This is a genomic window from Streptomyces sp. NPDC051976 (assembly GCF_040680795.1).
Classification (GTDB): Bacteria; Actinomycetota; Actinomycetes; order Streptomycetales; family Streptomycetaceae; genus Actinacidiphila.
Genome location: NZ_JBFAXL010000018.1, coordinates 37,147 through 62,790, shown reverse-complemented (window position 1 = coordinate 62,790; position 25,644 = coordinate 37,147). Strand labels below are relative to the sequence as shown.

Annotated in this window: 21 protein-coding genes; 10 read left to right on the top strand and 11 right to left on the bottom strand. The window is 73.8% G+C overall.

Annotated features, from left to right (window positions below; all coding sequences use genetic code 11):
• Positions 1 to 12: 12 nt before the first annotated feature.
• From AB0M29_RS19695 to AB0M29_RS19680, 4 genes are all read right to left on the bottom strand, one after another.
• Positions 13 to 3,054: an ABC transporter substrate-binding protein gene (locus tag AB0M29_RS19695; RefSeq protein ID WP_365384149.1), complete on the bottom strand. Its 3,042-nt coding sequence runs from the start codon at positions 3,052 to 3,054 to the stop codon at positions 13 to 15.
• Positions 3,055 to 3,225: 171 nt separating this feature from the next.
• On the bottom strand, positions 3,226 to 4,449 hold the full coding sequence (locus tag AB0M29_RS19690; protein WP_365384148.1) for an SCO1860 family LAETG-anchored protein: 1,224 nt from the start codon (positions 4,447 to 4,449) through the stop codon (positions 3,226 to 3,228).
• A gap of 319 nt (positions 4,450 to 4,768) precedes the next feature.
• Positions 4,769 to 5,860, bottom strand: a complete 1,092-nt coding sequence (locus AB0M29_RS19685; RefSeq protein WP_365384146.1) for an amidohydrolase family protein — start codon at positions 5,858 to 5,860, stop codon at positions 4,769 to 4,771.
• A 26-nt stretch (positions 5,861 to 5,886) separates the two neighbouring features.
• Entirely contained in the window at positions 5,887 to 6,882 is a 996-nt protein-coding gene (locus AB0M29_RS19680; protein WP_365384145.1) for a helix-turn-helix domain-containing protein, read from the bottom strand.
• 70 nt (positions 6,883 to 6,952) lie between these two features.
• Between AB0M29_RS19680 and AB0M29_RS19675 the strand changes: the two genes are divergently transcribed.
• Positions 6,953 to 8,410 (top strand): MFS transporter, encoded by a 1,458-nt coding sequence (locus tag AB0M29_RS19675; RefSeq protein WP_365384143.1) that lies wholly within the window; start codon positions 6,953 to 6,955, stop codon positions 8,408 to 8,410.
• A 148-nt stretch (positions 8,411 to 8,558) separates the two neighbouring features.
• A complete protein-coding gene (locus tag AB0M29_RS19670) occupies positions 8,559 to 8,921 on the top strand; it encodes a DUF488 family protein (protein WP_365384140.1) in 363 nt (120 codons plus the stop codon).
• A 22-nt stretch (positions 8,922 to 8,943) separates the two neighbouring features.
• Here AB0M29_RS19670 and AB0M29_RS19665 read toward each other — a convergent pair whose 3' ends face one another.
• Positions 8,944 to 10,485 carry an aldehyde dehydrogenase (NADP(+)) gene (locus AB0M29_RS19665; RefSeq protein ID WP_365384138.1) on the bottom strand — a complete coding sequence of 514 codons (1,542 nt, stop codon included), beginning with the start codon at positions 10,483 to 10,485 and terminating at the stop codon, positions 8,944 to 8,946.
• A 160-nt stretch (positions 10,486 to 10,645) separates the two neighbouring features.
• Between AB0M29_RS19665 and AB0M29_RS19660 the strand changes: the two genes are divergently transcribed.
• From AB0M29_RS19660 to AB0M29_RS19645, 4 genes are all read left to right on the top strand, one after another.
• Positions 10,646 to 11,416, top strand: a complete 771-nt coding sequence (locus tag AB0M29_RS19660; protein ID WP_365384136.1) for an IclR family transcriptional regulator — start codon at positions 10,646 to 10,648, stop codon at positions 11,414 to 11,416.
• Positions 11,417 to 11,502: 86 nt separating this feature from the next.
• Positions 11,503 to 12,345, top strand: coding sequence for a class I SAM-dependent methyltransferase (locus AB0M29_RS19655; RefSeq protein ID WP_365384134.1), 843 nt, complete (start codon positions 11,503 to 11,505; stop codon positions 12,343 to 12,345).
• A gap of 162 nt (positions 12,346 to 12,507) precedes the next feature.
• Positions 12,508 to 13,224 (top strand): SigE family RNA polymerase sigma factor, encoded by a 717-nt coding sequence (locus AB0M29_RS19650; protein ID WP_365384132.1) that lies wholly within the window; start codon positions 12,508 to 12,510, stop codon positions 13,222 to 13,224.
• Positions 13,224 to 14,114 (top strand): hypothetical protein, encoded by an 891-nt coding sequence (locus AB0M29_RS19645; protein ID WP_365384130.1) that lies wholly within the window; start codon positions 13,224 to 13,226, stop codon positions 14,112 to 14,114. Before AB0M29_RS19650 ends, AB0M29_RS19645 begins: the two co-directional genes overlap by 1 nt.
• A 237-nt stretch (positions 14,115 to 14,351) precedes the next feature.
• Here the strand turns inward: AB0M29_RS19645 and AB0M29_RS19640 are convergent, their stop codons facing one another.
• The gene (locus AB0M29_RS19640; protein WP_365384128.1) at positions 14,352 to 15,533 is read right to left on the bottom strand and encodes a hypothetical protein; all 1,182 of its coding nucleotides are present in this window, start codon (positions 15,531 to 15,533) and stop codon (positions 14,352 to 14,354) included.
• Positions 15,534 to 15,555: 22 nt separating this feature from the next.
• The gene (locus AB0M29_RS19635) at positions 15,556 to 16,488 is read right to left on the bottom strand and encodes a 5-dehydro-4-deoxyglucarate dehydratase (RefSeq protein WP_365384126.1); all 933 of its coding nucleotides are present in this window, start codon (positions 16,486 to 16,488) and stop codon (positions 15,556 to 15,558) included.
• 242 nt (positions 16,489 to 16,730) lie between these two features.
• Here AB0M29_RS19635 and AB0M29_RS19630 point away from each other — a divergent pair, with 242 nt between their 5' ends.
• Entirely contained in the window at positions 16,731 to 17,549 is an 819-nt protein-coding gene (locus AB0M29_RS19630; protein ID WP_365384125.1) for an NAD(P)-dependent oxidoreductase, read from the top strand.
• A gap of 22 nt (positions 17,550 to 17,571) precedes the next feature.
• Here AB0M29_RS19630 and AB0M29_RS19625 read toward each other — a convergent pair whose 3' ends face one another.
• Genes AB0M29_RS19625 through AB0M29_RS19615 form a run of 3 tightly spaced genes read right to left on the bottom strand, consistent with a single transcriptional unit; the run spans position 17,572 to position 20,821 of the window.
• On the bottom strand, positions 17,572 to 18,012 hold the full coding sequence (locus AB0M29_RS19625; RefSeq protein ID WP_365384123.1) for a response regulator: 441 nt from the start codon (positions 18,010 to 18,012) through the stop codon (positions 17,572 to 17,574).
• Positions 18,009 to 19,655, bottom strand: coding sequence for a CHASE3 domain-containing protein (locus AB0M29_RS19620; RefSeq protein ID WP_365384121.1), 1,647 nt, complete (start codon positions 19,653 to 19,655; stop codon positions 18,009 to 18,011). Before AB0M29_RS19620 ends, AB0M29_RS19625 begins: the two co-directional genes overlap by 4 nt.
• The gene (locus AB0M29_RS19615; protein WP_365384272.1) at positions 19,652 to 20,821 is read right to left on the bottom strand and encodes a SpoIIE family protein phosphatase; all 1,170 of its coding nucleotides are present in this window, start codon (positions 20,819 to 20,821) and stop codon (positions 19,652 to 19,654) included. The genes AB0M29_RS19620 and AB0M29_RS19615 overlap by 4 nt, the downstream gene beginning before the upstream one ends.
• 373 nt (positions 20,822 to 21,194) lie before the next feature.
• Between AB0M29_RS19615 and AB0M29_RS19610 the strand changes: the two genes are divergently transcribed.
• The 3 genes from AB0M29_RS19610 (at position 21,195) to AB0M29_RS19600 (ending at position 24,066) form a co-directional block, all read left to right on the top strand.
• Complete coding sequence (locus AB0M29_RS19610; RefSeq protein WP_365384119.1) at positions 21,195 to 21,953, top strand: alpha/beta fold hydrolase; 759 nt, start codon at positions 21,195 to 21,197, stop codon at positions 21,951 to 21,953.
• A 119-nt stretch (positions 21,954 to 22,072) separates the two neighbouring features.
• Positions 22,073 to 23,278, top strand: coding sequence for a TerD family protein (locus AB0M29_RS19605; protein ID WP_365384117.1), 1,206 nt, complete (start codon positions 22,073 to 22,075; stop codon positions 23,276 to 23,278).
• A gap of 230 nt (positions 23,279 to 23,508) precedes the next feature.
• Positions 23,509 to 24,066: a hypothetical protein gene (locus AB0M29_RS19600; protein WP_365384116.1), complete on the top strand. Its 558-nt coding sequence runs from the start codon at positions 23,509 to 23,511 to the stop codon at positions 24,064 to 24,066.
• A 68-nt stretch (positions 24,067 to 24,134) separates the two neighbouring features.
• Here AB0M29_RS19600 and AB0M29_RS19595 read toward each other — a convergent pair whose 3' ends face one another.
• Positions 24,135 to 25,640 carry an alkaline phosphatase PhoX gene (locus tag AB0M29_RS19595; protein WP_365384114.1) on the bottom strand — a complete coding sequence of 502 codons (1,506 nt, stop codon included), beginning with the start codon at positions 25,638 to 25,640 and terminating at the stop codon, positions 24,135 to 24,137.
• Between the last annotated feature and the right edge of the window lie 4 nt (positions 25,641 to 25,644).

The following is a 25,644-nucleotide window of genomic DNA, read 5'->3' as shown; positions in this document are numbered from 1 at the left end:
TGGCCGGCGCGGTCAGGACGTGACGCCGAGCGCGGTGAGGTCGACGGCGCCGAGCACCTGGTGCTCGTAGACGTTGGTGAGCCGCGCTCCGCGGTAGGACAGATGGCGGACGTAGACCAGCGGCACCATCGTGGACTCGTTCATGACCTTGGAGTCGATGGACCGCCAGGTGTCCGCGGCCTGCGCCGGGTCGGACTGGGTGTCGGCGGTGGTGACGAGGTTGTTGATCTCGCTGTCGTCGAGACCCGAGTAGTTGTTGATGCCGCCCGGCTCGATGAGCGCGCGCAGGAAGCCGCCGCCGGTCGGCCAGTCGGCGGCCCAACTGGTGAAGACGATGCCCCAGTTCGCCGCCTTGAGCTTGGTGGGCGACAGCAGGGTGTCGTAGAAGGTGGTCGCGTCCTCGGTGACCACGTTGGCCTTGATGCCGACGGCGGCGAGGGAGGTGCTGACCGCCTGGATGGCGTCCTGGACCCGCGGCAGGCCCTTGACCCCGGCGAGGGTGACGGAGAAGCCGTTCGGCTTGCCGCACTTGGTGAGCTGAGCCTTGGCGCCGTCGGTGTACGGCGTGCCCGCGTTCGAGCCGTACGGCGCCGCGTTGGGGTCGTGGCCGTCGGTGGTCGGCGGCAGCATGGTGGTGGCGATGTCGCCGCCCTCGTAGTTGCCGCCGAGCCGGGCGAGCACCGCGGATTTGTCGACCGCGTACTGCACGGCCCTGCGGCACTCGAAGTTGTCGAACGGCTTCACGCTGGTCTGCAGGCTCAGATAGCGGGTGCCGCCGGTGAAGACCAGGTCGGTGTTGGCCTTGATCTTGTCGTCGTTGAGGATCTTGGTCTCGGTGGCGTCGGTCAGCGTGGTGCCGTACAGGTCCAGGTCGGCGGTGCCGTTGAGCAGGGCCGTCTCCACCTTGTCCTGGGTGTCGAGGACCTGCAGGTCCACCGCGTCCAGCAGTTGGGAGTGGACCTGGTCGGTCGCCGGGTTCCAGTGGGTGTTGCGGACCAGGTGCAGCGCCTTGCCGGGCTCGTAGGACTCGACCTTGTACGGGCCGCTGCCGACCGGGTGCTTCTCGAAGTCCTTGCCGCCGCCGGTGTCGGCGGACTGCGGGATCGGCGCGCCGATGGACAGTGCCAGGACGTAGCGGAAGTCCGCGAACGGCTTGGACAGGCTGAAGACGATCGTGGAGTCGTCGGGCGTCGTCACCGAGCGCAGGCCGAGCTTGGCCGGGTCGGTGTCCTTGTAGGGGCCCGGGTAGTTCTGCCCCTGGTCGAGGAGTTCGGGGAAGTACGACGGGCCGCCGGGGAAGACGCTGCGGTCGAAGGTCCGCTCCACGCCGTACTTGACGTCCTTGGAGGTGATCGGGGCGCCGTTGTCGAAGGTCACACCGGACTTGAGGTGGAAGGTCCAGGTGCGGCCGTCGGCGCTGACCTTGCCGGTGTCGGTGGCCAGGTCCGGCAGCAGCTTGCGGCCTCCCGCGCCGGGCGCGGGCGCGTAGTCGACGAGCTTGCGCAGGTAGAGCCGCTGGAGGTTCCACGCGGGCTGCTCGTAGGTGGCGGCCGGGTCGAGCAGGTTGTCCGTCGCGTACGAGGTGACCAGCTTCAGGGTGCCGCCGGTCTTCGTCGACGGCCGGACCACGCCGTCGAGTCCGCCGCTGTAGCCGTTGCCCTGCTTGCCGCCGTGCAGGGTGAGCGCGGCGTTCTGCACGGGGTGGTTGGTGGGCGTCGGGTCGTGGCCGCCGTGGCCGCTGAACGGCTGGAAGGCGAGCGTGACGGTCACCGCGACGGCCGCCACGGCGACCCCGGCCACCGGCGCGATCCAGCGGCGCCGGGCGCGGGCCTGGGGTGTCAGGCCGCCGGGGGTCGCGGGCGCCCCCGGGGTCAGGGCACCGAGGCTGTGGGGTCCGCCGCCGCCCGCGTTGCGCGGCGGCGGGGTGGACGGGAAGTACGGCGGCGGCAGCGGCACCTGCGGGGAGCGGGAGTACGCGGGGTGCTCCGGCTGCCGCGCGGGGGGCGGGGTCGGCGGCGGGGTGGAGTCGAGCACGGCGGCCGGGGGCGCGGAGACGGGGGTCTCGGCCTTCGGCGGCAGCGCGGGCAGCTTGGCGCCCACCCCGAAGGTGGCCCGCGGGTCGGCGGACGGGGACTGCGGCCCGCCGTCGGGCTGCGCACCACCGCTCCGCTCACCGTCGTCGGCCGGTATCGCGGCGGAGCCGTTGAGCACGGCGGGGTGGACGGCCGACAGCCATTCGCGCAGCCGGTCGCGGAAGGCGGCCGCCGTGGCGGGGCGGTCCGCCGGGTCCTTGGCGAGCGCGGCCAGCACGAGCTCGTCCAGCTCGCGCGGTATTCGCCCGTTGCGCGAGGAGGGGGCGGGCGGTGGGGTGTGGACGTGCCAGTACATCAGGCTCATCTGGCTGCCGTCGGTGAACGGCGGCTTGCCGGTGAGCAGTTCGGTGAGCACACAGCCGACCGCGTAGACGTCGCTGCGGGCGTCCACGTCCGCGCCGTTGATCTGCTCGGGCGACATGTAGGCGGGGGTGCCGATCGCGGATCCGGTGGTGGTCAGCCGCGCGTCGGTGTCCAGGACGCGGGCGATACCGAAGTCGGCGACCTTGACGACGCCTTCGGTGGTCACCATCACGTTGGCCGGTTTGACGTCGCGGTGGACGGTGCCGCGGCTGTGCGCGTGGGCGAGCGCGTCGAGGATGTCGCAGGTGATCCGCGCCGCCCGATCGGGGGCGAAGTACACCCGCTCGCGCAGGAGATGGGCCAGGGTGCTGCCCGCCACGTACTCCATCACCAGGAAGGGCACGACGGCGTCGTCGGTGCGGACCTCGTCCTGGTCGTGGACGGTGACGATACCGGGGTGGTTCAGCGCGCCGGCGGCCTGCGCCTCACGGGCGAACCTGCGGCGCGCGTCGGGGTCGCTGGCCAGTTCTGGCAGCAGCGTCTTGACCGCGACGGTCCGGCCCATGCGGGTGTCGCGTGCCCGGTGGACCCGGGCCATTCCGCCAGAACCGAGCAGATCCGCCAGTTCGTAGCGACCCGCGAAAAGCCCACCAGACATGTACCGCCCGCCCGTTCGGTCAACCCAAGCGAACGGTAGTGAAGTGCCGCTCGTGAGGTACAGAGTAGAGGGCGGCACCGACACCGGTGCCGCCCTCCCCCATTTCCCCCGGATTCCCCCCGATCCGCCGGATCCCCGGTGGATTCCGCCCGAGTCCGCTGCCGCCCGAGGTCAGCGCTCACTGTCGGCCGGCGCGGCGGCCCTGCGGCGGCGGTTGGTGAGCAGGAAGGCGCCCCCGCCCGCCGCGACGAGGACGGCCGCGCCGCCCGCCAGGTAGGGGGTGGACGAACTGGCTCCGGTCTCGGCGAGGTTGCCGGCGGTGGCACCGGTCTGGGCGTGCGCGCCGCCACCGCCCGTACCGCCGCTGCCACTCGTACCGCTGCCGCCGCTGGTGCCGCTCGTGCCCGCCGAACCGCCGCTCGTGGAACCGCCGTTGGCGGAGCCGCCGGTCGAGCCGCCCGAGGAGGAGCCGCCGGACGAGGACCCGCCGCTTGTGGGCCCACCCGACGTCGAGCCCCCGGAGGCCGAACCCCCGGACGTGGAGCCGCCGTTGGTGGAACCACCCGTCGAGCCGCCGGACGATCCGCCGGACGCACCACCAGAGGAACCGCCGGACGAGCCGCCCGAGGTGGCGCCGCCCGTGGAGCCGCCGGCCTGCGGGGTGCGGCAGGTGGCCTGGGCCAGGGTGACCTCGCCGGTGACCGCGGCGACGCCCAGGTTGAGCGGGTTGACCCGCACGTTCAGCTTGAGGGCGGTGGCGGCGGCGGTACGGGAGGTGGTGGCGGTGCGGGTGAGGTCGAGGCGGACCTCACCCACGCCCGGCACCCGGACGTCGGTGGTGCCGACGGCGGAGACCGCGAGGTGCCGCCCGAGGACCGTCACCCCGGCCAGGGTGGAGGTCGCGGTGGGCCACGCGCCGACCCGGCAGGTCGCCGTCGAGGTGAGCGCGTCCACCTTCACCAGCGCGAGCAGCGGCAGTCCGGGGACATGGACCTCCGCCTTCACGACGTTGGCGTAACCGCGGGCGCTCCAGCGGTCGGTGGTGGCCTGCGCGGTGGCGACGTCGGCGCGCAGCAGGTTCACTTCGCGGCCCCGCTCCACCCCGCTGCCGACCTTGACGGTCAGCGCGGTCTCCTTCGCGTCGGCGGGCGCCTTCACGTCGTTCAGCGAGGCGTGCACCGGTACGTCGACGGTCTTGCCGAGCAGCGACACGTCGAGCCCCGCGCGCAGGACGGTCGCGGTGGACGTGCCGCCGCCGGACGCGGTGGCCGGGGCGGCCGGGACCGCCTGCGCGCCCGGCGCCAGGACGGCGGCGCCTGCGGCGAGGGCGACGGCCGCACCGGCGGCGGCCGCCGAACGGCGTGCGGGCAGCGGGACGTTGATGGTGCTGTACACGGTGGAAGAACCCCCACGGGTGGCATGGAGTCCCCGGCGCGCACTGTTTCGGGGACAGCCGCCGGAGACCTCGACCCGGGCAACTATTTACGCACTGAGGGTGAACGGACGGCTACACGGCGCCAGTTCACCCATAAGGGTGGTGACCGGCAACGTCTTCGAATCCCCCGGCACGGCCGTTCCCACGCGTCACCCACATCACGGGGTGACGCCTCCCACCTCCGTTGACGCTCCGGCGTGTGCGCGGTGACGTCCAACGCGGCGCGCCGGGCGCCGGTCACGGCTCGTCAACACCGCGCCCGCCGCACGCGGTACGGGCTCAGCCGATCACCGCGCCGCGCAGCACGATCCGGCGGGGCGCGGCCAGCACCCGGACGTCGGCGCGCGGGTCGCTGTCGTAGACCACGAGGTCGGCGGGCGCGCCCTCGGTGAGCCCGGGGCGGCCGAGCCAGTCGCGGGCGCCCCAGGTGGCGGCGGACAGCGCGGCGGTGGCCGGCAGTCCGGCCCTCACCAGCTCCGCGACCTCGTCGGCGACCAGGCCGTGGGCGAGACCGCCGCCCGCGTCCGTACCGGCGAAGACGGCGAGCCCGGCGTCGTACGCGGCGCGTACGGTGTCGTAGCGGCGCTCGTGCAGCCGTCGCAGATGGGCCGACCAGCGGGGGAACTTGGCCTCGCCGCCCGCGGCGAGGGACGGGAAGGTGGCGATGTTCACCAGCGTCGGCACGATGGCGACGCCGTGCTCGGCGAAGAGCGGGATGGTGTCCTCGGTGAGCCCGGTGGCGTGCTCGACGCAGTCGATGCCCGCGAGGACCAGGTCGGCGAGCGAGTCCTCGGCGAAGCAGTGCGCGGTGACCCTGGCGCCTTCCTCGTGGGCGGCGGCGATGGCTTCCTTGAGGGCGTCCGCAGGCCAGCAGGCGGCGAGGTCGCCGGCCTCGCGGTCGATCCAGTCGCCGACCAGCTTCACCCAACCGTCGCCGCGCCGCGCCTCCTGCCGTACGTAGGCGGTCAGGTCGCCCGGCTCGATCTCGTGGGCGTAATTGCGGATGTAGCGGCGGGTGCGGGCGATGTGGCGGCCCGCCCTGATGATCTTCGGCAGGTCCTCGCGGTCGTCGATCCAGCGGGTGTCGCTGGGCGAACCGGCGTCCCGCAGCAGCAGCGCGCCGATGTCCCGGTCGGTGAGCGCCTGCTTCTCCGCGGTGGCCCGGTCGACCGCGCCGTGCGCGTCGAGGCCGACATGGCAGTGCGCGTCGACCAGGCCCGGCAGCGCCCAGCCGGTGACCGTCACGGCCTCGGCGGCGGGACGGTCGTAGCTGACCCGGCCGTCGACGACCCAGAGTTCGTCGCGGACGTCGTCGGGCCCCGGGCCGACCAGCACCCGGCCCTTGATGTGCAGCACCTCGCGTTCAGCCATGCCACGCACTGTACGAGGCGGCGCCGTCAGACGGCGACGAGGCGGCTGAAGGTGGCCCGGTAGTCACTGGGCGTGAGCCCGACCCGGCGCAGCAGGTGCTGGCGCAGCGAGTCCGCGGTGCCCAGTCCGCTGGCCCTGGCGACCTGCTCGACCGGGAGGTGGGTGGTCTCCAGCAGCTCCCTGGCCCGCTCGACGCGCTGGTGCAGCAGCCACTGCAGCGGGCTCAGCCCGGTCTCGGCGTGGAAGCGCCGGGTGAGGGTGCGGACGCTGACGGCGGCGTGCCGGGCCAGGTCGCCCAGGGTCAGCGGCTGGTCGAGCCGGGTCATCGCCCAGGCGCGGGTGTCGGCGAAGGACGTGCCGGTCTCGGGCGGCAGCGGGGTGCTGGTGAACTGGGTCTGCCCGCCGCACCGTACCGGCGCCACCAGCGCCAGCCGGGCCACGGTGTTGGCGACGGCCGCCCCGTAGTCGGTACGGATGAGATGCAGGGTCAGGTCGATGCCCGCCGCGTAGCCGGAGGAGGTCAGCACACTGCCGTCCTGGACGAAGAGGACGTCGGGCTTGAGCACCACCGACGGGTACCGCTCGCCGAGTTCGGCGGTGTACGCCCAGTACGTGGTGGCCTGGCGGCCGTCGAGCAGTCCGGCCTCGGCGAGGACGAAGGCGCCGGTGCAGATCGAGGCGACGCGCTTGCCCGCGCGGGCGGCCTCCCGCAGAGCGGCCAGGATGCGCGGATCGGGCCGCTCCTTGGCGCCGGTCCCGGCGACGATGACGGTGTCGGCGCGCTCCACGGCGTCCAGTCCGTGCCGGATCACCAGGTCGGCGCCCCCGCTGGTGGCCACGACCCCGGGATCGGGGGTGCACAGCTCGACCTCGTAGCCGGGCGCGCCGTCGACCTCGACCTTCGTGAAGAGCATGTCCGGCACCGCGAGGTTGAACATCGAGGCGGGCGGGGCGGCGATGACGGCGACCCGGTGAGGACGGGGTGCCGCCGGGCGGTCGGTCGTGGTGCTCGCGCGGGTCATGGCCAGAACCTCCGGGTGCATGGCATTCTGGCCGCTACCCTACCCCTGGCGCCCCGGGCACGCTGATCACATGCCTGAGGATCTCCGCACACCGGCCCCCGCCGTACCCCGTCAAGTCCTTTCCCCCGCAGCGCCGTTGGCACCGTCCGGCCGCCGCGCGCCGTCCCCCGGCCGTACGCTGACGGCCGCGCTGCTCGGCTTCTTCGTGATCACTCTGGACGCCTCGGTCGTCACGGTGGCGCTGCCGTCCATCGGCGGCGACCTCCACGTCGGGCTGTCCGCACTGCAGTGGGTGGTGGACGGCTACACGCTGGTCTTCGCCGCCCTGATGCTCTCCACGGGCGCGCTGTCGGACCGGATCGGCGCGGGCCGCGCCTTCACCGCCGGGCTGGCCGTCTTCACCGCCGCCTCGGCGGCCTGCGGTCTGGCGCCCGGCCTCGCGGTGCTGATCGGCGCCCGGGTGGTGCAGGGCGCGGCGGCCTCGGTGATGCTGCCCGCCAGTCTGGCGCTGGTGCGGCAGGCGTACCCCGACACCCCGGCCACGCCGGGCGGCGCGGGCACGAAGGGCCGGGGCAGCGCCTGGGCGGTCTCCTTGTGGGCGGCGGGCGGCGCGGCGGCGGTCGCGCTCGGGCCGGTCGCGGGCGGCGCGCTCACCTCCGCGTGGAGCTGGCGCGCCATCTTCTTCATCAACCTGCCGGTCGGCGTGCTGGCCTTCGTCCTGCTGGCCGGGACACCCCGTCCCGAGCGGCGCCGCACGCCGCTGGACGTCCCCGGTCAGCTGACGGCCGTCGCAGGTCTCGCCGCGCTGACCTTCGCGGTGATCGAGGGCGGCGCCCTCGGTCTGGAGGCGCTCGCGGTGGCGGCCGTGGTGCTGGCCGCCTTCTTCGTCATCGAGTCGCGCAGCGCCCACCCGGTGGTCCCGCTCGGCCTGTTCCGGAATCCGACGATCTCGGTGTGCATTGCGGCGGGCTCGGCGCTGAGTTTCGCCTTCTACGGCATGATCTTCGTGCTCAGCCTGTTCTTCCAGCAGATGCGCGGTCAGTCGGCGCTGGGCGCCGGGCTGATGTTCCTGCCGATGACGGGGCTGATCTCGCTCGTGAACATCGCCTCCGGCCGGCTCGCGCACCGCTTCGGCCCCCGGCCGCCGATGCTGGCCGGGCAGCTGCTGATGATCGGCGGGCTGCTGGTGCTGCTGCCCGTCGGGGCGGGCACCCCCGCGCCGCTGATCGCGCTGGCGATGATCCCGATGGGTCTGGGCGGCGCCCTGTCGGTGCCGCCGCTCACGGCGGCGATGCTGCAGGCGGTGCCCGCCGAGCGGGCCGGACTGGCCGCCGGGCTGCTCAACGCGCTGCGGCAGGTCGCGGGCGGCCTGAGCGTGGCCGCGTTCGGCGCGCTGGTCTCCGGCCGGGCGCACTTCATGTCGGGCATGCGCGTCAGCCTGCTGCTGTCGGCCGCGCTGCTGGTGGTGACCACGGTGGCGACCCTGGTGGGTCTGCGCTCCGGGACACGCCCCGGGGCCGCCCGGTGACCGGCCCGGCTGGCGCCAGCCCGCGAACGGCGGTGGACTGGGGACAAGTGCCGTGCCGCGAACAGATGTCGAGATCAGATGTCGAGAACAGGTGTCGGGAACAGGTGTCGAGATCAGCTGCCGGGTTCAGCTGTCGAGGAGGTCCGCCATGCCGTCGGAGACCGGGTTCCGGGTGCGCCGTGTCTACGATCCGCCGGAGCCCGCCGACGGCGTACGCGTCCTGGTGGACCGGTTGTGGCCGCGCGGGGTCTCCAAGGAGCGGGCGGCCGTGGACGAGTGGTGCAAGGAGCTGACCCCGTCCAACGAGCTGCGGACCTGGTACCACAGCCACCCGGACCGGTACGACGACTTCGCCGAGCGGTACCGCGCCGAACTCGCCGGATCCGAGGCGGATCCGGCGGTCCGGCGGCTGCGGGAGCTGGCCCGCGGCTCCCGCGTCACCCTGGTCACGGCCGTGAAGGACCCCGACCACAGCCATGTGCCCGTCCTGCTGGGCCGGCTCACCGAGTAGGCGGTACGGGCGCGGACACGCCCTAGGACGCGGGCACCTCGCGCACTCCGTCGACCTTGCGCGGCACGCCCAGCGGGTTGCCGTCGCGCAGCTCCGGCGGGAGCAGCGCGGGCGGGGTGTCCTGGAAGGCGACCGGGCGCAGCCACCGCTCGATGGCCGTGCCGCCGACCGAGGTCGAGGTGGACGTGGTGGCGGGGTAGGGGCCGCCGTGGTGCTGGGCGGGGGCGACCGCGACACCGGTCGGCCAGCCGTTGACCAGCACCCGTCCGGCGAGCCCGGTCAGCCGGGCGAGCAGCGCCGCGGCCTGCCCGCCGTCCTGGTCGGCCTCGTCGGCGCCGAGGTGCGCGGTGGCGGTGAGGTTGCCCGGCAGCCGGTCGAGCACCGCGGCCAGGTCGTCGCCCGAGCCGTACCGTACGACCACGGTCAGCGGGCCGAAGCACTCCTCCAGCAGCAGGTCGTACGCGCCCTGTTCGGTGAGGTCGGCGGCCTCGACGGTGACGAAGCCGGGCTGGACCACGTGCTCGCCGCCGTCGCCGGGGACCACCGGGGCGGTGACGCCGGGCAGCGCGGTGCGGGCGGCGGCGCCCTTGAGGAAGTTGTCGCGCATCCGGGAGTCCAGCAGCACACCGGCGGCAGCGCCCGAGGCGGCCTCGGTCAGCGCGGTCACCAGCCGGTCGCCGTCGGCGCCCGAGGGGGCCAGCACCAGACCGGGCTTGGTGCAGAACTGCCCGTTGCCCAGGGTGAAGGACCCGGCGAGCCCGGCGCCGATCTGCTCGGCGCGCTCGGCGGCGGCGGCCTCGGTGACGACGACCGGGTTGAGGCTGCCCAGCTCGCCGTGGAACGGGATCGGGCGCGGGCGGGCCGCGGCGGCGTCGAAGAGCGCGCGTCCGCCGGGGATGGAGCCGGTGAAGCCCGCGCCGGACACCAGCGGGTGCCTGACCAGCTCGACGCCGGCCTGGAAGCCGTGCACCAGCACGACGGTGTCGGCGGGCAGCCCGGCCGCGACGGCGGCCCGGCGCAGCACGTCCGCGCACAGCTCCGAGGTGGCCGGGTGGTCCGGGTGCGCCTTGACGACCACCGGGCAGCCCGCGGCCAGGGCGCTTGCGGTGTCGCCGCCGGGCACGGAGAAGGCGAGCGGGAAGTTGCTGGCCGCGTAGACGGCGACGACGCCCAGCGGGATCTTGAAGCGGCGCAGGTCGGGGCGGGGCAGCGGCTTCGCGTCGGGGTCGGCGTGGTCGATGATCACATCGAGGTAGCCGCCCTCGTCGACCACCTCGGCGAACGCCCGCAACTGGTAGGCGGTCCGCGCGAGTTCACCGGTGAGCCGGGGCACGCCCAGCGCGGTCTCGGCGTCGGCCGCCGCGATGATCCGCTCGCCGGACTCCTCCAGCAACCCGGCGGCGCCGCGCAGCAGGCGGGAGCGTACGCTGCGGTCGGCGAGGGCCGGGAGCGCCGCCGCGGCGGCGCGAACCGCGGCGTCGACCTCCTGCGCCGTGGCCTCCGTGGCGACCTGCTCCCGCTGCTTCCCGGTTCGGGGGTCGACGCTCCAGACTGGTACTGCCACCGGAAGAACCTCCGTATGTCGATAATTCTGTACCGCGCACCAGCATCACACCGGCATCGTTCGGTATACTGAACATCGTCTTCACATGTGAATCAACTCGTCGGGAGCCTACGTCCACCGCCCCCGGCCGAACAAGACCGAACAAGAGGGGTCGCACGCGATGGCTGCTGTCGAGGGAGCCGGTTCCCAGGTCAAGTCTGCGGTGCGCACCGTGGAACTGCTGGAGTTCTTCGCGGGACGCCCCGGAATGCACAGCCTGGCCGCCGTGCAGGAGTCGGTCGGCTACCCGAAGTCCAGCCTGTACATGCTGCTGCGCACCCTGGTCGACCTGGGGTGGATCGAAACCGACGCCACCGGCACCCGGTACGGCATCGGCGTGCGCGCGCTGCTGGTCGGCACGTCCTACATCGACGGCGACGAGGTGGTGGCCGCGGCCCGCCCGACGCTCGACCGGCTCTCCGACGACACCAGCGAGACCATCCACCTGGCCCGCCTCGACGGCACCAGCGTGGTCTACCTGGCCACCCGGCAGTCGCAGCACTACCTGCGGCCCTTCACCCGGGTCGGCCGCAGGCTGCCCGCGCACTCCACCTCGCTGGGCAAGGCGCTGCTCGCCACGTACAGCGACGAGCAGGTGCGCAAGCTGCTGCCGGAGACGCTGGAGCCGCTCACCGAGCACACCCACACCGACCGCGAGAAGCTCATCGAGGAGCTGGCGCAGATCCGCGAGCAGGGCTACGCGGTGGACCGCGAGGAGAACACCCTCGGCCTGCGCTGCTTCGGCATCGCCATCCCGTACCGCACCCCGGCGCGCGACGCGATCAGCTGCTCGGTTCCGGTGGCGCGGCTCACCGCGGGCCATGAGCAGATGATCAAGGACACCCTCTTCGACGCCCGCGACCGGCTGCTGCTCGCGACCCGGCGCCTCTGACACCGCGACCCCGGCGACCTCACGACCCCGGCGACCGGTGGTTATTGCGGGGCGCCCGCCGGGGCCGCCGGGTTAGATTCGGCCGCATGGCGACCGATGAATCCTCCGCGTCCGGACCGCACACCGCCCCGCCCGCCACGGCGTACGACCCCGAGCTGTTCGCCCGGCGCGCCTCGTCCTTCGGCAGCGCGGCGGGCGCGTACGCCGAGCACCGGCCCGACTACCCCGACGCGGGGGTGCGTTGGGCGCTGGAGCCCGCGCTCGGCGTGGCGGACGGCGGCCCGCTCGACGTGCTGGACCTCGGGGCGGGCACCGGGAAGCTGACCGGGTCGCTGGTCGCGCTCGGCCACCGGGTCACCGCCGTGGAGCCCGACCCCGGGATGCTGGCCGAGCTGCGCGGGCGGCTGCCGTCGGTGACCGCGCTGTCCGGTGGGGCCGAGGAGATACCGCTGCCGGACGCCTCGGTGGACGCCGTGGTCGTCGGGCAGGCGTTCCACTGGTTCGACCAGGAGCGGGCGCTGCCGGAGATCGCCCGGGTGCTGCGGCCCGGCGGGGCGCTGGCCGCGCTGTGGAACACCGACGACGACCGGGTGGAGTGGATCGCCGGGCTGGGCAAGGTGTCCGGGGTCTCGGTCTCCTTCGTCCACTGGCCCGACGGCGACGAGATCGCCCCGCACCCCGGCTACGCGCCCCTGGAGCAGGCCGACTTCCCGCACCACCAGCCGCGCACCATCGAGTCGCTGACCGCGACGGTGGCCACCCACTCGCGGTTCCTCGTCCTCGAACCGGCCGAGCGCGAGCGGGCGTTGACCCGCGTACGCGACTACCTGCGTTCCCGGCCGGAGACCGCGGGCGGCTCCTTCGACCTGCGGATCGTCACGCGGGTGCAGCGGTGCGTGCGGCTGGCACATGACGGAGGGACGGCCTGACGGGCGGTCCGCCCGGTGGCGTCCCCCGCGTCTGACGCACCCCCGGCGCACACCTGACGAAGGGCCGAAAACCGGCGCGTTCCAACCTCTGCCCAGAGCGTTGCGCCGCTGCTACGCTCTCGCCGCGCCGTGGCGGGGAGGTCCGGGCAGGAAGAGGTGACCGTGGGCACAGCCATCGACGACGATGCCGACGCCGCCGCCGCGTTCCACGCGTTCTTCGAACGGCACTACGCCGAACTCGCCCGCCTCGCCCATCTGCTGACCGGCGAGGCGGACGCGGCGGACGATCTCGCCGCCGACGCCCTGGTGGCCTTGTGGCGCCGCTGGGACCGGGTCCGCGACGCCGACCACCCGGTGGCGTACGCCCGCGGGGTGGTCGCCAACCTGGCGCGTTCCAGGATCCGCAGCGAGGTACGGGAGCGGCGCCGGATCGCGCTGTTCTGGTCGCATCCCGCGGAGCGCGTCGAGGGTCCTGACGTGCCCGCGGTCCTCGACGTACGGCAGGCGCTGCAGCGCCTGCCGTTCCGCAAGCGGGCCTGTGTGGTGCTGCGGCACGCCTTCGACCTGTCGGAGCGGGACACCGCGGCGGTGCTCGGTATCTCGGTGGGCACGGTGAAGAGCCAGACCTCGCGCGGCGTCGCGGAGTTGGAGCGGCTGCTGGCACCGCGTACGGTCGGAGCGCCGGCGCCCGCCCCGCTTTCGGGCGGCGCCGCGAAGAGCGCGGCGCGCCGGTCCGGCACGGCGGGTCCGCCGAGAGCGGCGGGCCCGGCGGGTACGGCCACGGCGGACCCGGGGGCGGGACTGCCCGCCCCCGGCGCCATGCGGATGATTGACGCGGCGGGTCCTGCGGCTCGTACTCGTACGGGACGGGGAGTGTGATGGCCGAGAGGGCCGACATGGCCGAACTGGCGGCAGGGCTACGGGCGGCGGCCGACGCGCACCGGCCCGACCGGGAGCGGATGCTCGCCCGGATCGAGCGGGCGATGGACGCGCCGCCCACGGTGCCGCAGCAGCGGGAGCCCGGCAGGAGCGGGGCACCGTGGATGCGGGTGACCGCGGTGACGGCGGCCGTGGCGGGGGCGATCGGGCTCGGCGGGCTGGCGGTCGGCGCGGTCACCCGTGACGGCGAGCCGACGCAGAGCGTGGTGACCTCGCAGGGCCCGAACCGCCCGCAGCCGCCGCCCGCAGCGGCCGGCGAGTCCGGCAGCCCCTCGGGCGAACGCGCCGCGCCGCGCCACTCGTCGCGCCCGACGGGGCACCACCCCGGTTCCGGCGGCGTTCCCCACTCGGCCGCCCCGACCAGCGGGACGCCCACGGCCTCCGCCACGGTCACCACTCCCCCGGCGACCACCGGCACCACCCCGGCCACCTCACCGCCCGCCGAGCCCACGCAGGGCGGCACCCTGTCCGCGCAGGGCTCGGTCAACGGCGGCAGCAACTCGTACTGGACGCAGAACGACGTCACCTTGACGAGCAGTCAGCCGATCACCTCGCTGGTCGTCGAGTTGCGGGTGGCCCGCACGCCCGGGGTGGACAGCAGCGGTTCGTGGACGTCGGCGCCGGACGCGACCACGGCCTCGGTCACCGTCGAGGGCGGGGATCTCGTCTACCGCTGGACACTCGACGACGGACGGACCCTCTCGCCCGGCACGTACACCTTCTCCGGCCAGTTCCAGCACGACGAGGGCGTCCGGGACACCAGCGGGGACGGCTGGAGCGCGCAGACCGCGGGTCCCGACGGCTCCGCGTCGCTCGGCGGCGGCTTCTGACGGATTCCGCGGCCCACCCTCCGCGGCCCGCGGCCCGACACCACCGGACCCGGCGTCAACGACGGCTTTCGGTCGTTTCCGTGAAATGTTCGCGACAGACGGCAACCTCTTGAGCCCCGGTGGCGACTTCAGTACGCAACTCCCTCTGCTTCACCTTCCCGGTGATGCTCCGGGGCGCGGCGGTACCCCCATGATCGCCGCGCTCCGGTTCAGCGGGTGAAGTGGTACGGGAGAGCCTCAGCGCAGCTCCGCGAGGCCCGCGGTGACCGCCCGCAGGTCGGCGTCGGAGGCCAATCCCGCGTGGTAGAGCCGCAGTTCGGTGGCGCCGAGCGCGGCCGCGTGCCGGGCGTCGTCGACCAGCGTGCCGGGGCTGCCGCCCATCCCCGAGACGACGGTGAGGTTGGCGGCCAGCACGGTGCGGTCGGTGCGGTGCGGCGCCACCGGCGAGAGCATCGCCTCGCGGACCGCGGCGCCCCCGGTGCAGGGCAGCACCAGGCCGTCCACGGCCCCGAGGATCCTGGCCGGGTCGACGCCCGCGTTGGCGCCGCAGTGGTACGCCACCGGGTCGGCGTGCATCAGCACCTGGAAGCCGGGCGCGGCGGCGGCCCGTACCGCCGCGACGGCCTCCTCCTGCAGCGAACCGGCCGTCGCCGTACGCCAGTCCAGGGTGAGCGCGGCCAGGTCGGCGCCGAGCAGCTTCTCGATGCCGGGCAGGCCCGCCTCGGTGCCGCCCTCGGCCCAGGCGGGTGCCAGGGCGCCGCGGACGGCGGCGGCCAGCGCGTCGGGATCGGCGCCGAGACCGGCGTAGCCCTCCCGGCAGTGCGCGCAGAAGCACAGCGACATCAGGTACTGGGCGGCGTCGCCGAGACCGACGCCGCCGATCTTGTCGTGGGCGTGCAGATGGGCCAGGCCGTACCAGCCGAGCGACTCCAGTTCGGTGCCGCCGGCGCCTGGCCGCACCGCCGCCTCGGCGGCCAGGTCCACCAGATAGCGGCGGACCTCGGGCCGGGCGACGCAGGGCGCCCAGGGGTAGCGGTCGCCGTAGGCGTTGACGACGCTGGTGCGCGGATGGTCCGCGCCCATCCGGGAGTTGTGCGCCAGCACCACCCAGGTGTGGACGGACAGGCCGGCGGCCTCCAGGGCCGCGGCCGCCGTGCCGTACGCGTCCGGGTCCGCCGCCCAGGCGCCCGCCCGGTACGGGTGCGGCTCCCGGCCGCGCCAGTGGTCACCGGGCGGGTAGAGGACGGCGGCGTGTTCCGCGGTGACGACGCGGTGCCGCGGGTGGCGCGGGGTCAGGGCCCGGGTGGAGTGGTAGGCGGAGGCGAGGGTGACCTGGGTGACGCCGAGGGCGGCGACCCGGTCCGCGGCGGCGGGGTCGCCGACGACGTCCCACGGGTAGAGGAAGGCGGAGGCTTTCACGCGCGGGGACCGTCCTGTCGGTTCAGTGGTCGGCGAGCAGTGCCAGGCCCCGCTCGATGAGTTCCGCCAGTTCCTTCACATGCGCGGGCGACGGCTCGGACAGCGGCGGGCGGACCTCGCCGACGTCCAGGCCGCGCAGCCGTACGCCCGCCTTGACCAGCGAGACGGCGTATCCGCGGCCCTGGTTGCGCAGTTCGACCAGCGGCCGGTAGAAGCCGTCGAGCAGGGCGTTGACGGTCGCGTCGTCGCCGGTGGTGAGCGCCTTGTGGAAGGCGAGGGCGATCTCCGGCGAGAAGGCGTAGACGGCCGAGGAGTAGAGCGTCACGCCGATGCCGCGGTAGGCGAGCCCGGTGAGTTCGGCGGTGGGCAGCCCGTTGAAGTAGAGGAAGTCGCGGTCGGGCAGCGCGGTGCGCACCGCGCTGACGATCCGCTGCATCAGGTCGAGGTCGCCGAGGCCGTCCTTGAGGCCGATGATGTTGGGCACCTTGGCGAGCTCGATGACCGTCTCGGGGGTGAAGACCGCGTTGTCGCGCTGGTAGACGATGACATCGAGGCCGGTGCCCGCGGCGAGCGCCGCGTAGTGCCGCAGCATGCCCTCCTGGTCGGCGACGACGAGGTAGGGGGGCATGGCGAGCAGGCCGTCGGCGCCCGCCTCCTCGGCGATCCCCGCGTACTGCAGGGCGAGCGCGGTGCCGTATCCGGCGCCCGCGACGACCGGCACCCGGCCCGCGGTCTCCTCGACGGCCGCCCTGACGCACGCGCCGAACTCCTCGGGGGTCAGCGCGTGGAACTCACCCGTGCCGCAGCAGGCGAAGACGGCCGCCGCACCGGCGTCCACCCCCGCGCGCACGTGCGCGCGGAACGCGTCGAGGTCGAGACCGCCGTCCGGGCCGAAGGCCGTCACGGGGAAGAACAGCAGGCCGTCGAGACGCTCGGCGAGTGCGGGTGAGGTCATCGGGTTCCCCCTGGGGGTCTGTGCGCTCATCTGATTCATGTCCATATTCATGAACGCTGCCACGCTAGGCGAGGTCCGGGGCACGGGTCAAGCCGACGAACGCGCCCCGGGGGCCGTGATGCACCCACATACACGTCCATGTATCTGAATTCTATCCACGGATATACTCAATGCCTTCGTCCTCCCTCTAGAGTGACCCCTGAGGCCAGGAGAAACCCCCAGCGAGACACGGAGACCCCCGCATGCCCGCTCCCCGTACCGTCCTGCTCACCGGCGCCGCAGGCATCCTGGGCACCCTGATGCGCGGCCTGCTGCCGTCCTACGGGTACGAGCTGCGGCTGTTCGACGTGGCGCCGATCAAGGACGCGCCCGAGGGCAGCACCGTGATCACCGCCGACCTCGCCGACCGGGACGCGCTGCGCGAGGCGGTCCGCGGGGTCGACGCGATCATGCACCTGGCGGGCATCTCGCTGGAGTCCACCTTCGACAAGATCCTGCGGGCCAACATCGAGGGCACGTACAACCTCTACGAGGCCGCCCGCGAGGAGGGCGTCCGGCGGATCGTGTTCGCCTCCAGCAACCACACGGTCGGCTTCACCCCGCGGCCCCAGGGTGACGACCCGCTGATCCCGATCGGCACCCCGCGCCGCCCCGACACCTACTACGGGCTCTCCAAGTGCTTCGGCGAGGACCTCGCCTCCCTCTACGCCGACCTGCACGGCATCGACACCGTCTCGGTGCGCATCGGCTCCTGCTTCCCCGCGCCCACCTCCGTACGCATGCTGTCGGTCTGGATGAGCCCGGAGGACGGCGCCCGGCTCTTCCACGCCGCGCTCACCGCACCGGTCACCGGCCACACCGTCGTCTACGGCAGCTCCGCCAACACCCGGCTGTGGTGGGACCTGTCCCCCGCCCGCGCGCTGGGCTACGAGCCGCGCGACGACTCGGAGAAGTTCGCCGCCGCGCTGATCGCCGAGCAGGGCGAGCTGGACCCGGCCAACCCCGCGCACGCCAACCTGGGCGGCCCGTTCTGCACCGACCCCCCGATCTGGCCGTACTGACCGCCCGCCCGCCGCCGTACGGTCAGCGGCCGGGCAGCCGGACCACCGACACGAAGAAGTCGTCGATCTTCCGCACCGCGCGGATGAACTGGTGGATGTCGACGGGCTTGGTGACATACGCGTTGGCGTGCAGCTGGTAGCTGCGCACGATGTCCTCCTCGGCCGAGGACGTGGTCAGCACGACCACCGGGATCGCGGCCAGGTCCTCGTCGGACTTGATCCGCTTGAGCACCTGACGCCCGTCGTACTTGGGCAGGTTGAGGTCGAGCAGGATCAGGTCGGGGCGCACCGCGTCCTTGTGCGCTCCGCGCCGGTAGAGGAAGTCCAGCGCCTCCTCGCCGTCGCGCACCACGTGCAGGGCGTTGCGGATCTTGTTGTCCGCGAACGCCTCCCGGGTCATCAGCTCGTCGGCCGCGTCGTCCTCCACCAGCAGGACGTCGATCGGCTGCACGGGGTCGGTCATCCGGTGTGTGCTCCCTCGGTCTCTTCGCGCGCGGGCACCCCGTGCCGCGCCATGTCGTGGGCGGGCAGGCTGAAGACGATCCGCGTGCCGCGGTCGTACGTGTCGTCCACGGAGATCCGGCCGCCGTGGTGCTCGATGATCTTCCGGCACATCGCCAGCCCGATGCCGGTGCCCTCGTAGACGTCCCGGGTGTGCAGCCGCTGGAAGATCACGAAGACCTTCTCGCTGAACTCCGGTGCGATGCCGATGCCGTTGTCGGTGACGCTGAAGGTGTACGAGCCGTCGGGCGCGGTGCCGGTCTCCACGGTGATCAGCGGCGGGCGGTCCGGCGCGCGGAACTTGACCGCGTTGCCGATCAGGTTCTGCCACACCATGGTGAGCAGTGTCGGGTCGCCCACCGTCTCGGGCAGCGCGTCGGGCCGCCGGATCTCGGCGCCGGACTCCTCGACCACCCCGGCCAGGTTGCGCAGGGCGCCGTCGAGCACGGTGTCGAGCCGTACCGGCAGCCGGTCGTCCTGGGCGCGGCCGACCCGGGAGAACGCCAGCAGGTCGTTGATGAGCACCTGCATCCGCTTGGCGCCGTCGACGGCGAAGTCGATGTACTGCACACCGCGGTCGTCGAGCTGGTCGCGGTAGCGCTTCTCCAGCAGCTGGCAGAACGACGCGACCTTGCGCAGCGGCTCCTGGAGGTCGTGCGAGGCGACGTAGGCGAACTGCTCCAGTTCCTCGTTGGAGCGGCGCAGGTCCCGTGCCTGGTCGGTGAGTTCCTGGGCCTGGAGGGCGAGTTGGGCGCGCTGCCCGTGCGCCTCGGCCAGCGCCCCGGCGATCTCGCTGCGCATCGCCTCCACCGCCTGGGAGAGCACCCGCAGGTCGGCGGGGCCGCTGGGGCGGATGCGCTCCTCGAAGTCGCCGCCCGCCGCCCGCAGCGCGTCGTCGCGCAGCCGCCCCAGCGGGCGGCCGACGATCTGCCGCAGCAGCAGCGCCAGGACGATCACGGCGGCCAGGAAGGAGCCGAGCATGGCGAGGAAGACCGCGTCGCGCAGCGTCTCCACGTGCCGCAGTTCGTTCTTGCCGTGCGTGCGGTCCGCCAGCAGATGCGCGTCCTCGGTGGCGAACAACGCGCGGATCCGGTCGAAGGCCCGCTTGCTGCCGTCGAGCAGCACGGCGTCGGACGCGGCGGGCCTGCCCTGCTGGGCGTGGGCGATCAGCGGGGTCGCGTAGTCGGCGCGCCAGGCGGCGGCCGCGTCCTCCAGGTCCGCGAGGTCGGCGGTCGCCCGGTGGTTGCGGCTGATCAGCGGCCGCAGGGCCGCCACGACGGCGCGTTCCGCGGCCGTGCCGTCGGCGTACGGCTGGAGGAACGGAGCGCTGTGCGTGAGGACGTAGCCGCGGACCCCGGTCTCCTGGTCGAGCAGCGCGGTCTGCAGCCTGACGCCCTCCACCCGTGCGGGCTGCACCCGTTCGGACAGGCTGTCGGACAGGTCACTGGTACGGCTGAGCAGTTGGGCCCCGACCACCGCGAACACCAGCACCAGCAGCGCCATGACGCCGAGCACCAGGTGGAACCAGCCCTGTACGGTGCCGCGTCCGTGCCACCAGCTCTCGGCGGTCGGCGCGGGCTCGTTCGGCGGCGGTGCGGCGCTCATGGGCGGGGGCGCCAGCCGACATGGACGACGGCGGCGTCGTCCGCGAGCCCCGCGCCCTCACCGGTCGCGGCCTCGGCGGCGCTGATCAGCGCGTCGAGGAAGGCCGCGGGCGGCAGGGCGGAGTGCTTGCGGGCCAGCGCCAGCAGGCCGTCCTCACCGAGGCGTTCGGGTCCCGGGCCGAGCCGCCACTCGAACAGGCCGTCGGTGAAGACCACCACGGCGGCGCCGTCCAGCGGCTCCGACGTCACCGGCCAGTGCCCGGAGCCGGGTACGACGCCGAGCGCGGGGCCGTACTCCGGCTCGCACCAGTCGACGTCGGTGCCGCGGCGCATCAGCAGGCCGGGATGGCCGGCCCTGACGATCCTGACCGTATGCCGGTCGGGCGGGAACTCCAGGGTGGTGAGGGTGGCGAAGACATGGTCGCCGCCGCGCTCGGCCACCAGCATCTGCTGCAGCAGGCCCGGCAGTTCGGCCGCGCCCGTCCCGGCGAGCACGAAGGACCGCCAGGCGACCCGCAGGCAGACGCCCAGCGCCGCCTCCGCCGCGCCGTGCCCCGACACATCGCCCACGACCACGTGCACGGTGCCGTCCTCGGTCTGCACCACGTCGTAGAAGTCACCGCCGAGCAGCGCGTGGTCGCGGCCCGGCCGGTAGAGCGCGGTCACCTGCCACTGGTCGTCGCGCAGCAGCGGCGTGGGCAGCAGGCCACGCTCCAGCCGGGCGTTCTCCTCGGCCCGCAGCATGCTCTCGCGCAGCGCGGCACCGGCCTGCTCGATCTGCTTGCGCTGGACGGCGTAGCGGATCGCGCGGCTCAGCGACCGCGGCTCCAGCCGGTTCTTGGACAGGTACTCCTGGGCGCCGGCGGCGACCGCCGCCAGGCCCGCGTCCTCCTCGGACATCCCGGTCAGCACCACGACGGCGGCCGCGGGCGCGTCCCGCAGCAGCCGGGAGACGGCGTCCACCCCGAAGGCGTCCGGCAGATGGAGGTCGAGCAGCACACAGGCGGGCGGCCGGCTGACGGCGAGCCGCTCCAGCGCCTCCGCCAGGTTGCCGGCCCGCACCAGCCGGACCTGCGCGGCGTCCTCGGCGAGGTACTCCTCGACGAGCAGCGCGTCCCCGTCGTCGTCCTCGACCAGCAGCACCGTCTCGGGGCCGGTTACGGACACCGCGACCGCGCTCGCGGCCGCCGCGGGAACCCGCGCCTCCCGGTGTTCGCGCGATCTGGGCACCCCCGCCGGATGTCCGGCCGGCCCCCCGGCTGCGGCACTGTGCGCCACGTTGTGTCCTCCAGCTCGCGCTGCCCACCCCAGTGAATGTGCGCTGAGACTACTTGCCCGGCGCGGAAGCGTATACGCGGCCTCGACACACCGTGTTCGAGGGGTCTGTTCGACCCGGCGGCGCGGCGCGGACGGCCCGGCGGTACGCGGCCTCCTGGTCCACCCGTCCGGGGCCGGACCTGCTACGAATGCCGTAGGGGCGGGCGGCGCGGGAGACTGCCGGGAGCACCGGACACGTACGGCGGCGGAGGGAGCGGACAGGGTGGATACCGGCGGGAGCGGCGGCGGGGCGCGGTACCGGGGGCTGGTCGTGCGCAAGTGGACGGCGGACCCGGCGGCGGTGGTGCTGGTGCTGCACGGCGGCAGTGAGCGGGGGCTCCGGCGGCCGTCGCGGCTCTTCAACGCGCCGGGCCTGCGGATGCGGCCGTTCGTGCGGGCGGTGGCGCGGGCGACGGCCGGGCAGCGGGTGGCCCTGGCCGAGGTGCGCTACCGGCACCGCGGCTGGAACGGCGAGCGGGCGGACGCCGCCCGGGACGCGGCCGACGCGCTGGCCGAACTGGCCGGGCGGACCGGCGGCGCCCCGGTGGTGCTGATCGGCCACTCCATGGGCGGCCGGGCGGCGCTGCGGGTCGCCGGGGAGCCGAACGTCGTCGGCACCGTGGCGCTGGCGCCCTGGTGCCCGCCGGGTGAGCCGGTGGACGGACTCGACGGTTCCCGGCTGGTGTTCCTGCACGCCGAAGCTGACCGGATCACTTCGCCCGCGGAGTCGCTGCGGATGGCCGGGCAGGCGCGCGACGCGGGCGCCGAGGTGTGCCGCTTCGTGCTGCCGGGCGGTGACCACGCGATGCTGCGGCAGGCCGCGACCTGGCATGCGCTGACCACCCGGGCGGTGTGCGGGCTGCTCGGTCTGGGCGCGCTGCCGGCGCCCGTGAAGGAGGCGTTCGCGCAGCCCGCGGGCGTACGGGACGGTCTCGACCTGCCCGCGGGACCGGCCGCCGGGACGGGCCGGGTACGGGCCTGACACCCGGCCGCCGACCCGTCCCGACGGGGCCGCCGGGGGCGCCGCGCGCGGTGGTCACCCGAATCCCGCGAGTAATGGAACCGCAAAGCACGGTCGGTCGTTACGGGGGCATGACCGCTATGACTCCTGGCTCGAATGTGCCGCTCCCCGTGCCCCGGGTGGCGGTGGACGTCACCGCTCCCGTGCGGCTCGACGTGTCGGGCCTGCTCCTGACCGGCGACGGCAAGGTCCGCTCGGACGACGACTTCGTCTTCTACAACCAGCCGCAGGGGCCGGGGGTGACCCATCGCTCCGGCGGCGGGTCCCAGCCCGACTCGATCACCGTGGACACCGCGGCGGTGCCCGCCGGGATCGAGAAGATCGTGGTGACCGCGAGCCTGGACGGCGGCGGCCCCTTCGCGGGCACCATCCCCACGGCCACGGTCCGCGGCGCCGACGACGGCGCGGTGATCGCCACCTTCACCCCGACCGGGCTCGGCCCCGAGACGGCGCTGGTCGTCGTCGAGGTCTACCGCCGCGGCGGGGCGTGGAAGGTCCGCGCGGTCGGCCAGGGGTATGCGAACGGGCTGGCGGGCATCGCCACCGACTTCGGCGTCACCGTGGACGAGCCCGCGGCCACCCAGGCCCCGCCCGCCCCCGCGGCGACGCTGCCGACCGCCCCGCCGCCGACCGGCGCACCGGCCGCCCACCTCCCCCCGCCGCCTCCCGCGCCGCCGGCCGCACCCGCCGCGCCGCCCGCGGCGCCGGGCAAGATCAACCTGGACAAGGGCCGGGTGAGCCTGCGCAAGAACGAGACGGTCTCGCTGGTCAAGGCGGGCAAGCCGCTGCTGTCCTCGGTCCGGATGGGCCTCGGCTGGGAGCCCGCCTTCGGTGGCCGCAGCATCGACCTCGACGCCTCGGTGATCGCCTACGGCCCGCAGCGCAACCACGTCGCCACCTGCTACTTCGGCAAGCTGCAGATCCTCAACGGCGCCATCCAGCACTCCGGCGACAACCTCACCGGCCAGGGCTCGGGCGACGACGAGGCGATCACCGTCCACCTCGGCGGCCTCCCGCCCGAGGTGACCGGGCTGGTCTTCACCGTCAACTCCTACTCGGGCCAGAAGTTCAACAAGGTCGCGAAGGCGTACTGCCGTCTGCTCGACGCCGCCTCCGGCGAGGAGATGGTGCGCTTCGACCTCACCAACGGCGAGGCCAGGACCGGGGTTCTGATGGCGAAGTTCGTCAAGCAGTACTCCGGCGAGTGGGAGATGACGGCACTCGGCCAGTTCATCGACTCCCGCACCGCCAAGGGCATGGTGAACCCGGGCGCCGCGGCGCTCTGATCGCACGCTCCCGCCGACGGCCCGACTCCCCCGCGGAGTCGGGCCGTTGCCGTACGAGGGCGGCCTTCTCCTCCGCGCATCTCCTGCATGCATCTCCTGCGCGCAACCCGCTGGAATGTCATGGTCACATAAAATTCACCGCTGAACATCTACCCGCATAGACCCGTGGCCGGGACGCTGGAAGGGCACTGACCGGACCGCCCGTCCCCTAGCCACGGGAGCGCTCAGCCATGCCCAAAACCCGCCCTGCGACGTCGATCCGTGCCCTCACCCGAATATCGACCGCGACCGGTTCCGCCCTCGCGCTCACCGTCAGCGGCCTCATCCTCGGCGTCAGCGCCGGCACCGCGCACGCCAGCACCTGCTCGCACGCCTTCCTGCCGCTGCCCGACCCGAGCTGCACGCCGGGCGCGTACAACTCCGCCGTGACGCAGTCCACCATCCACAGCACCATCTGTGTGTCCGGCTGGACGGCCACCGTGCGCCCGCCGACGTCGTACACCAACCCGCTCAAGGCCCAGGGCATCATCGACTACGGGTACTCCGACACCAGCATGGCGGACTACGAGGAGGACCACCTCGTGCCCCTGGAGCTCGGCGGGTCCCCCCGTGACCCCGGCAACCTGTGGCCCGAGCCGTACTCCGGCGGCCAGACCGCGCACACCAAGGACGGCACCGAGACCAAGCTGAAGAACGCGGTCTGCAACGGCACCGTCACCCTGTCCGCCGCCCGCAGCGCCATCAGGACCAACTGGACCACCGCGCTGCAGGTCACCGGCATCGGCTGAGCGAGGAAGACGTACGGAACGGCCGGTGGCGCCCGGCGGAAGGCGCCACCGGCCCTGGGCTCCGGGTCTCAGCAGTTCTTGCCCTGCCGGCGCCACGGACCCGTGATCGCGAGCATGATGCCCGGCGTCTGGATGTTGGCGAAGAGCGTGTCGCCGTCGGGCGAGAAGGTCACACCGGTGAACTCGCTGTACTCCGGCGCCTCCTCGGTGCCGATGTTCAGCTCGTTGCGGGCCAGCGGGTAGGTGCGGCCGTCGTTCAGGGCGCCGAAGAGGTGCTGGACGCCGTTGCCGTCCTCGGCGACGATCAGGCCGCCGTACGGCGAGACCGTGATGTTGTCGGGGCCGTCGAAGGCGCCGTCCGCCTCGGGCGTCGCGTTCACGCCGAGCAGCACCTTGAGGGTGAGGGTGCGCCGCGAGGCGTCGTAGAACCAGACGGCGCCGTCGTGCTGGACCGGGCTCTCGGCGCGGGCGAAGGACGACACCACATAGGTGCCGCCGTCGGCCCACCACATGCCCTCCAGCTTGCGCGCCCGGGTGACCTCGCCCTCCCCGAACTGCTTGCGCACCGAGGTGGTCCGCGCGTCGCGGTCGGGCACGTCCACCCAGTCGACGCCGTAGACGGTGCCGATCCTCGTCGCCCGGGACAGGTCGTCGACGAAGCGGCCACCGGAGTCGAAGCAGCGGAACGCCTGGAGGGTGCCCGCGGTGTCGTCCAGGGTGCGCAGCTTGCCGCGGCCGTGGTGGAAGCCCTTGGGCGGGGTCCAGCGGTAGAGCAGGCCGTTCGGCCCGGCGGCGTCCTCGGTCAGGTACAGGTGGCCGCGCTTGGGGTCGACCACGACGGCCTCGTGCGCGTACCGGCCCAGCGCCTTGACCGGCCGCGGGTCGCGGTTGGCGCGGCGGTCGTGCGGGTCGACCTCGAAGACATAGCCGTGGTCCTTGGTCATCCCGTTGGAACCGGCCTTGTCCTCGGTCTCCTCGCAGGTCAGCCAGGTGCCCCAGGGAGTGGCGCCGCCCGCGCAGTTGGTGGCCGTACCGGCGATGCCGACCCACTCGGTGACCGGCGCGCCGTGCCCCGCGCCGCGCCCCTCGGAGGTGTCCCCGTGCCAGTGCCGCGGGACCTCCACGACGGTGCAGCCGCCCGCGGCGGCGGGGTCGTAGACCAGTCCGTCCGCGAGCGGCACGGGGTAGGGCACCTTGGTGCGGGGGCCGCCGAGTTCGTGGTTGTTGACCAGCAGCGTGGCGCCGCGCTCGCCCGCGAAGGCCGCGGTCCCGTCGTGGTTGGAGGGCGTGGTCTCGCCCGACTCCAGGTGCGTCACGCCGGTACGGGTGACGACCCGGTACGAGAAGCCGGCCGGCAGCGCGAGCAGCCCGGCCGGGTCGGAGAACAGCGGGCCGTACCCGAGAGCGGGCTGGTGCGTGCCGTGCCCCTGGCCCTCCTGCTCCGTGCCGTGCCCCGCCGGGCTCGCGGCGAGCGCACCGGGCGCGGTGGCCAGGACGTCCACGGCCCCGGCCAGGGCGACGCCCGCGCCGGTGATCGCGGAACGCTGTACGAAGTCTCTGCGGCTGAGCGGCACGGGG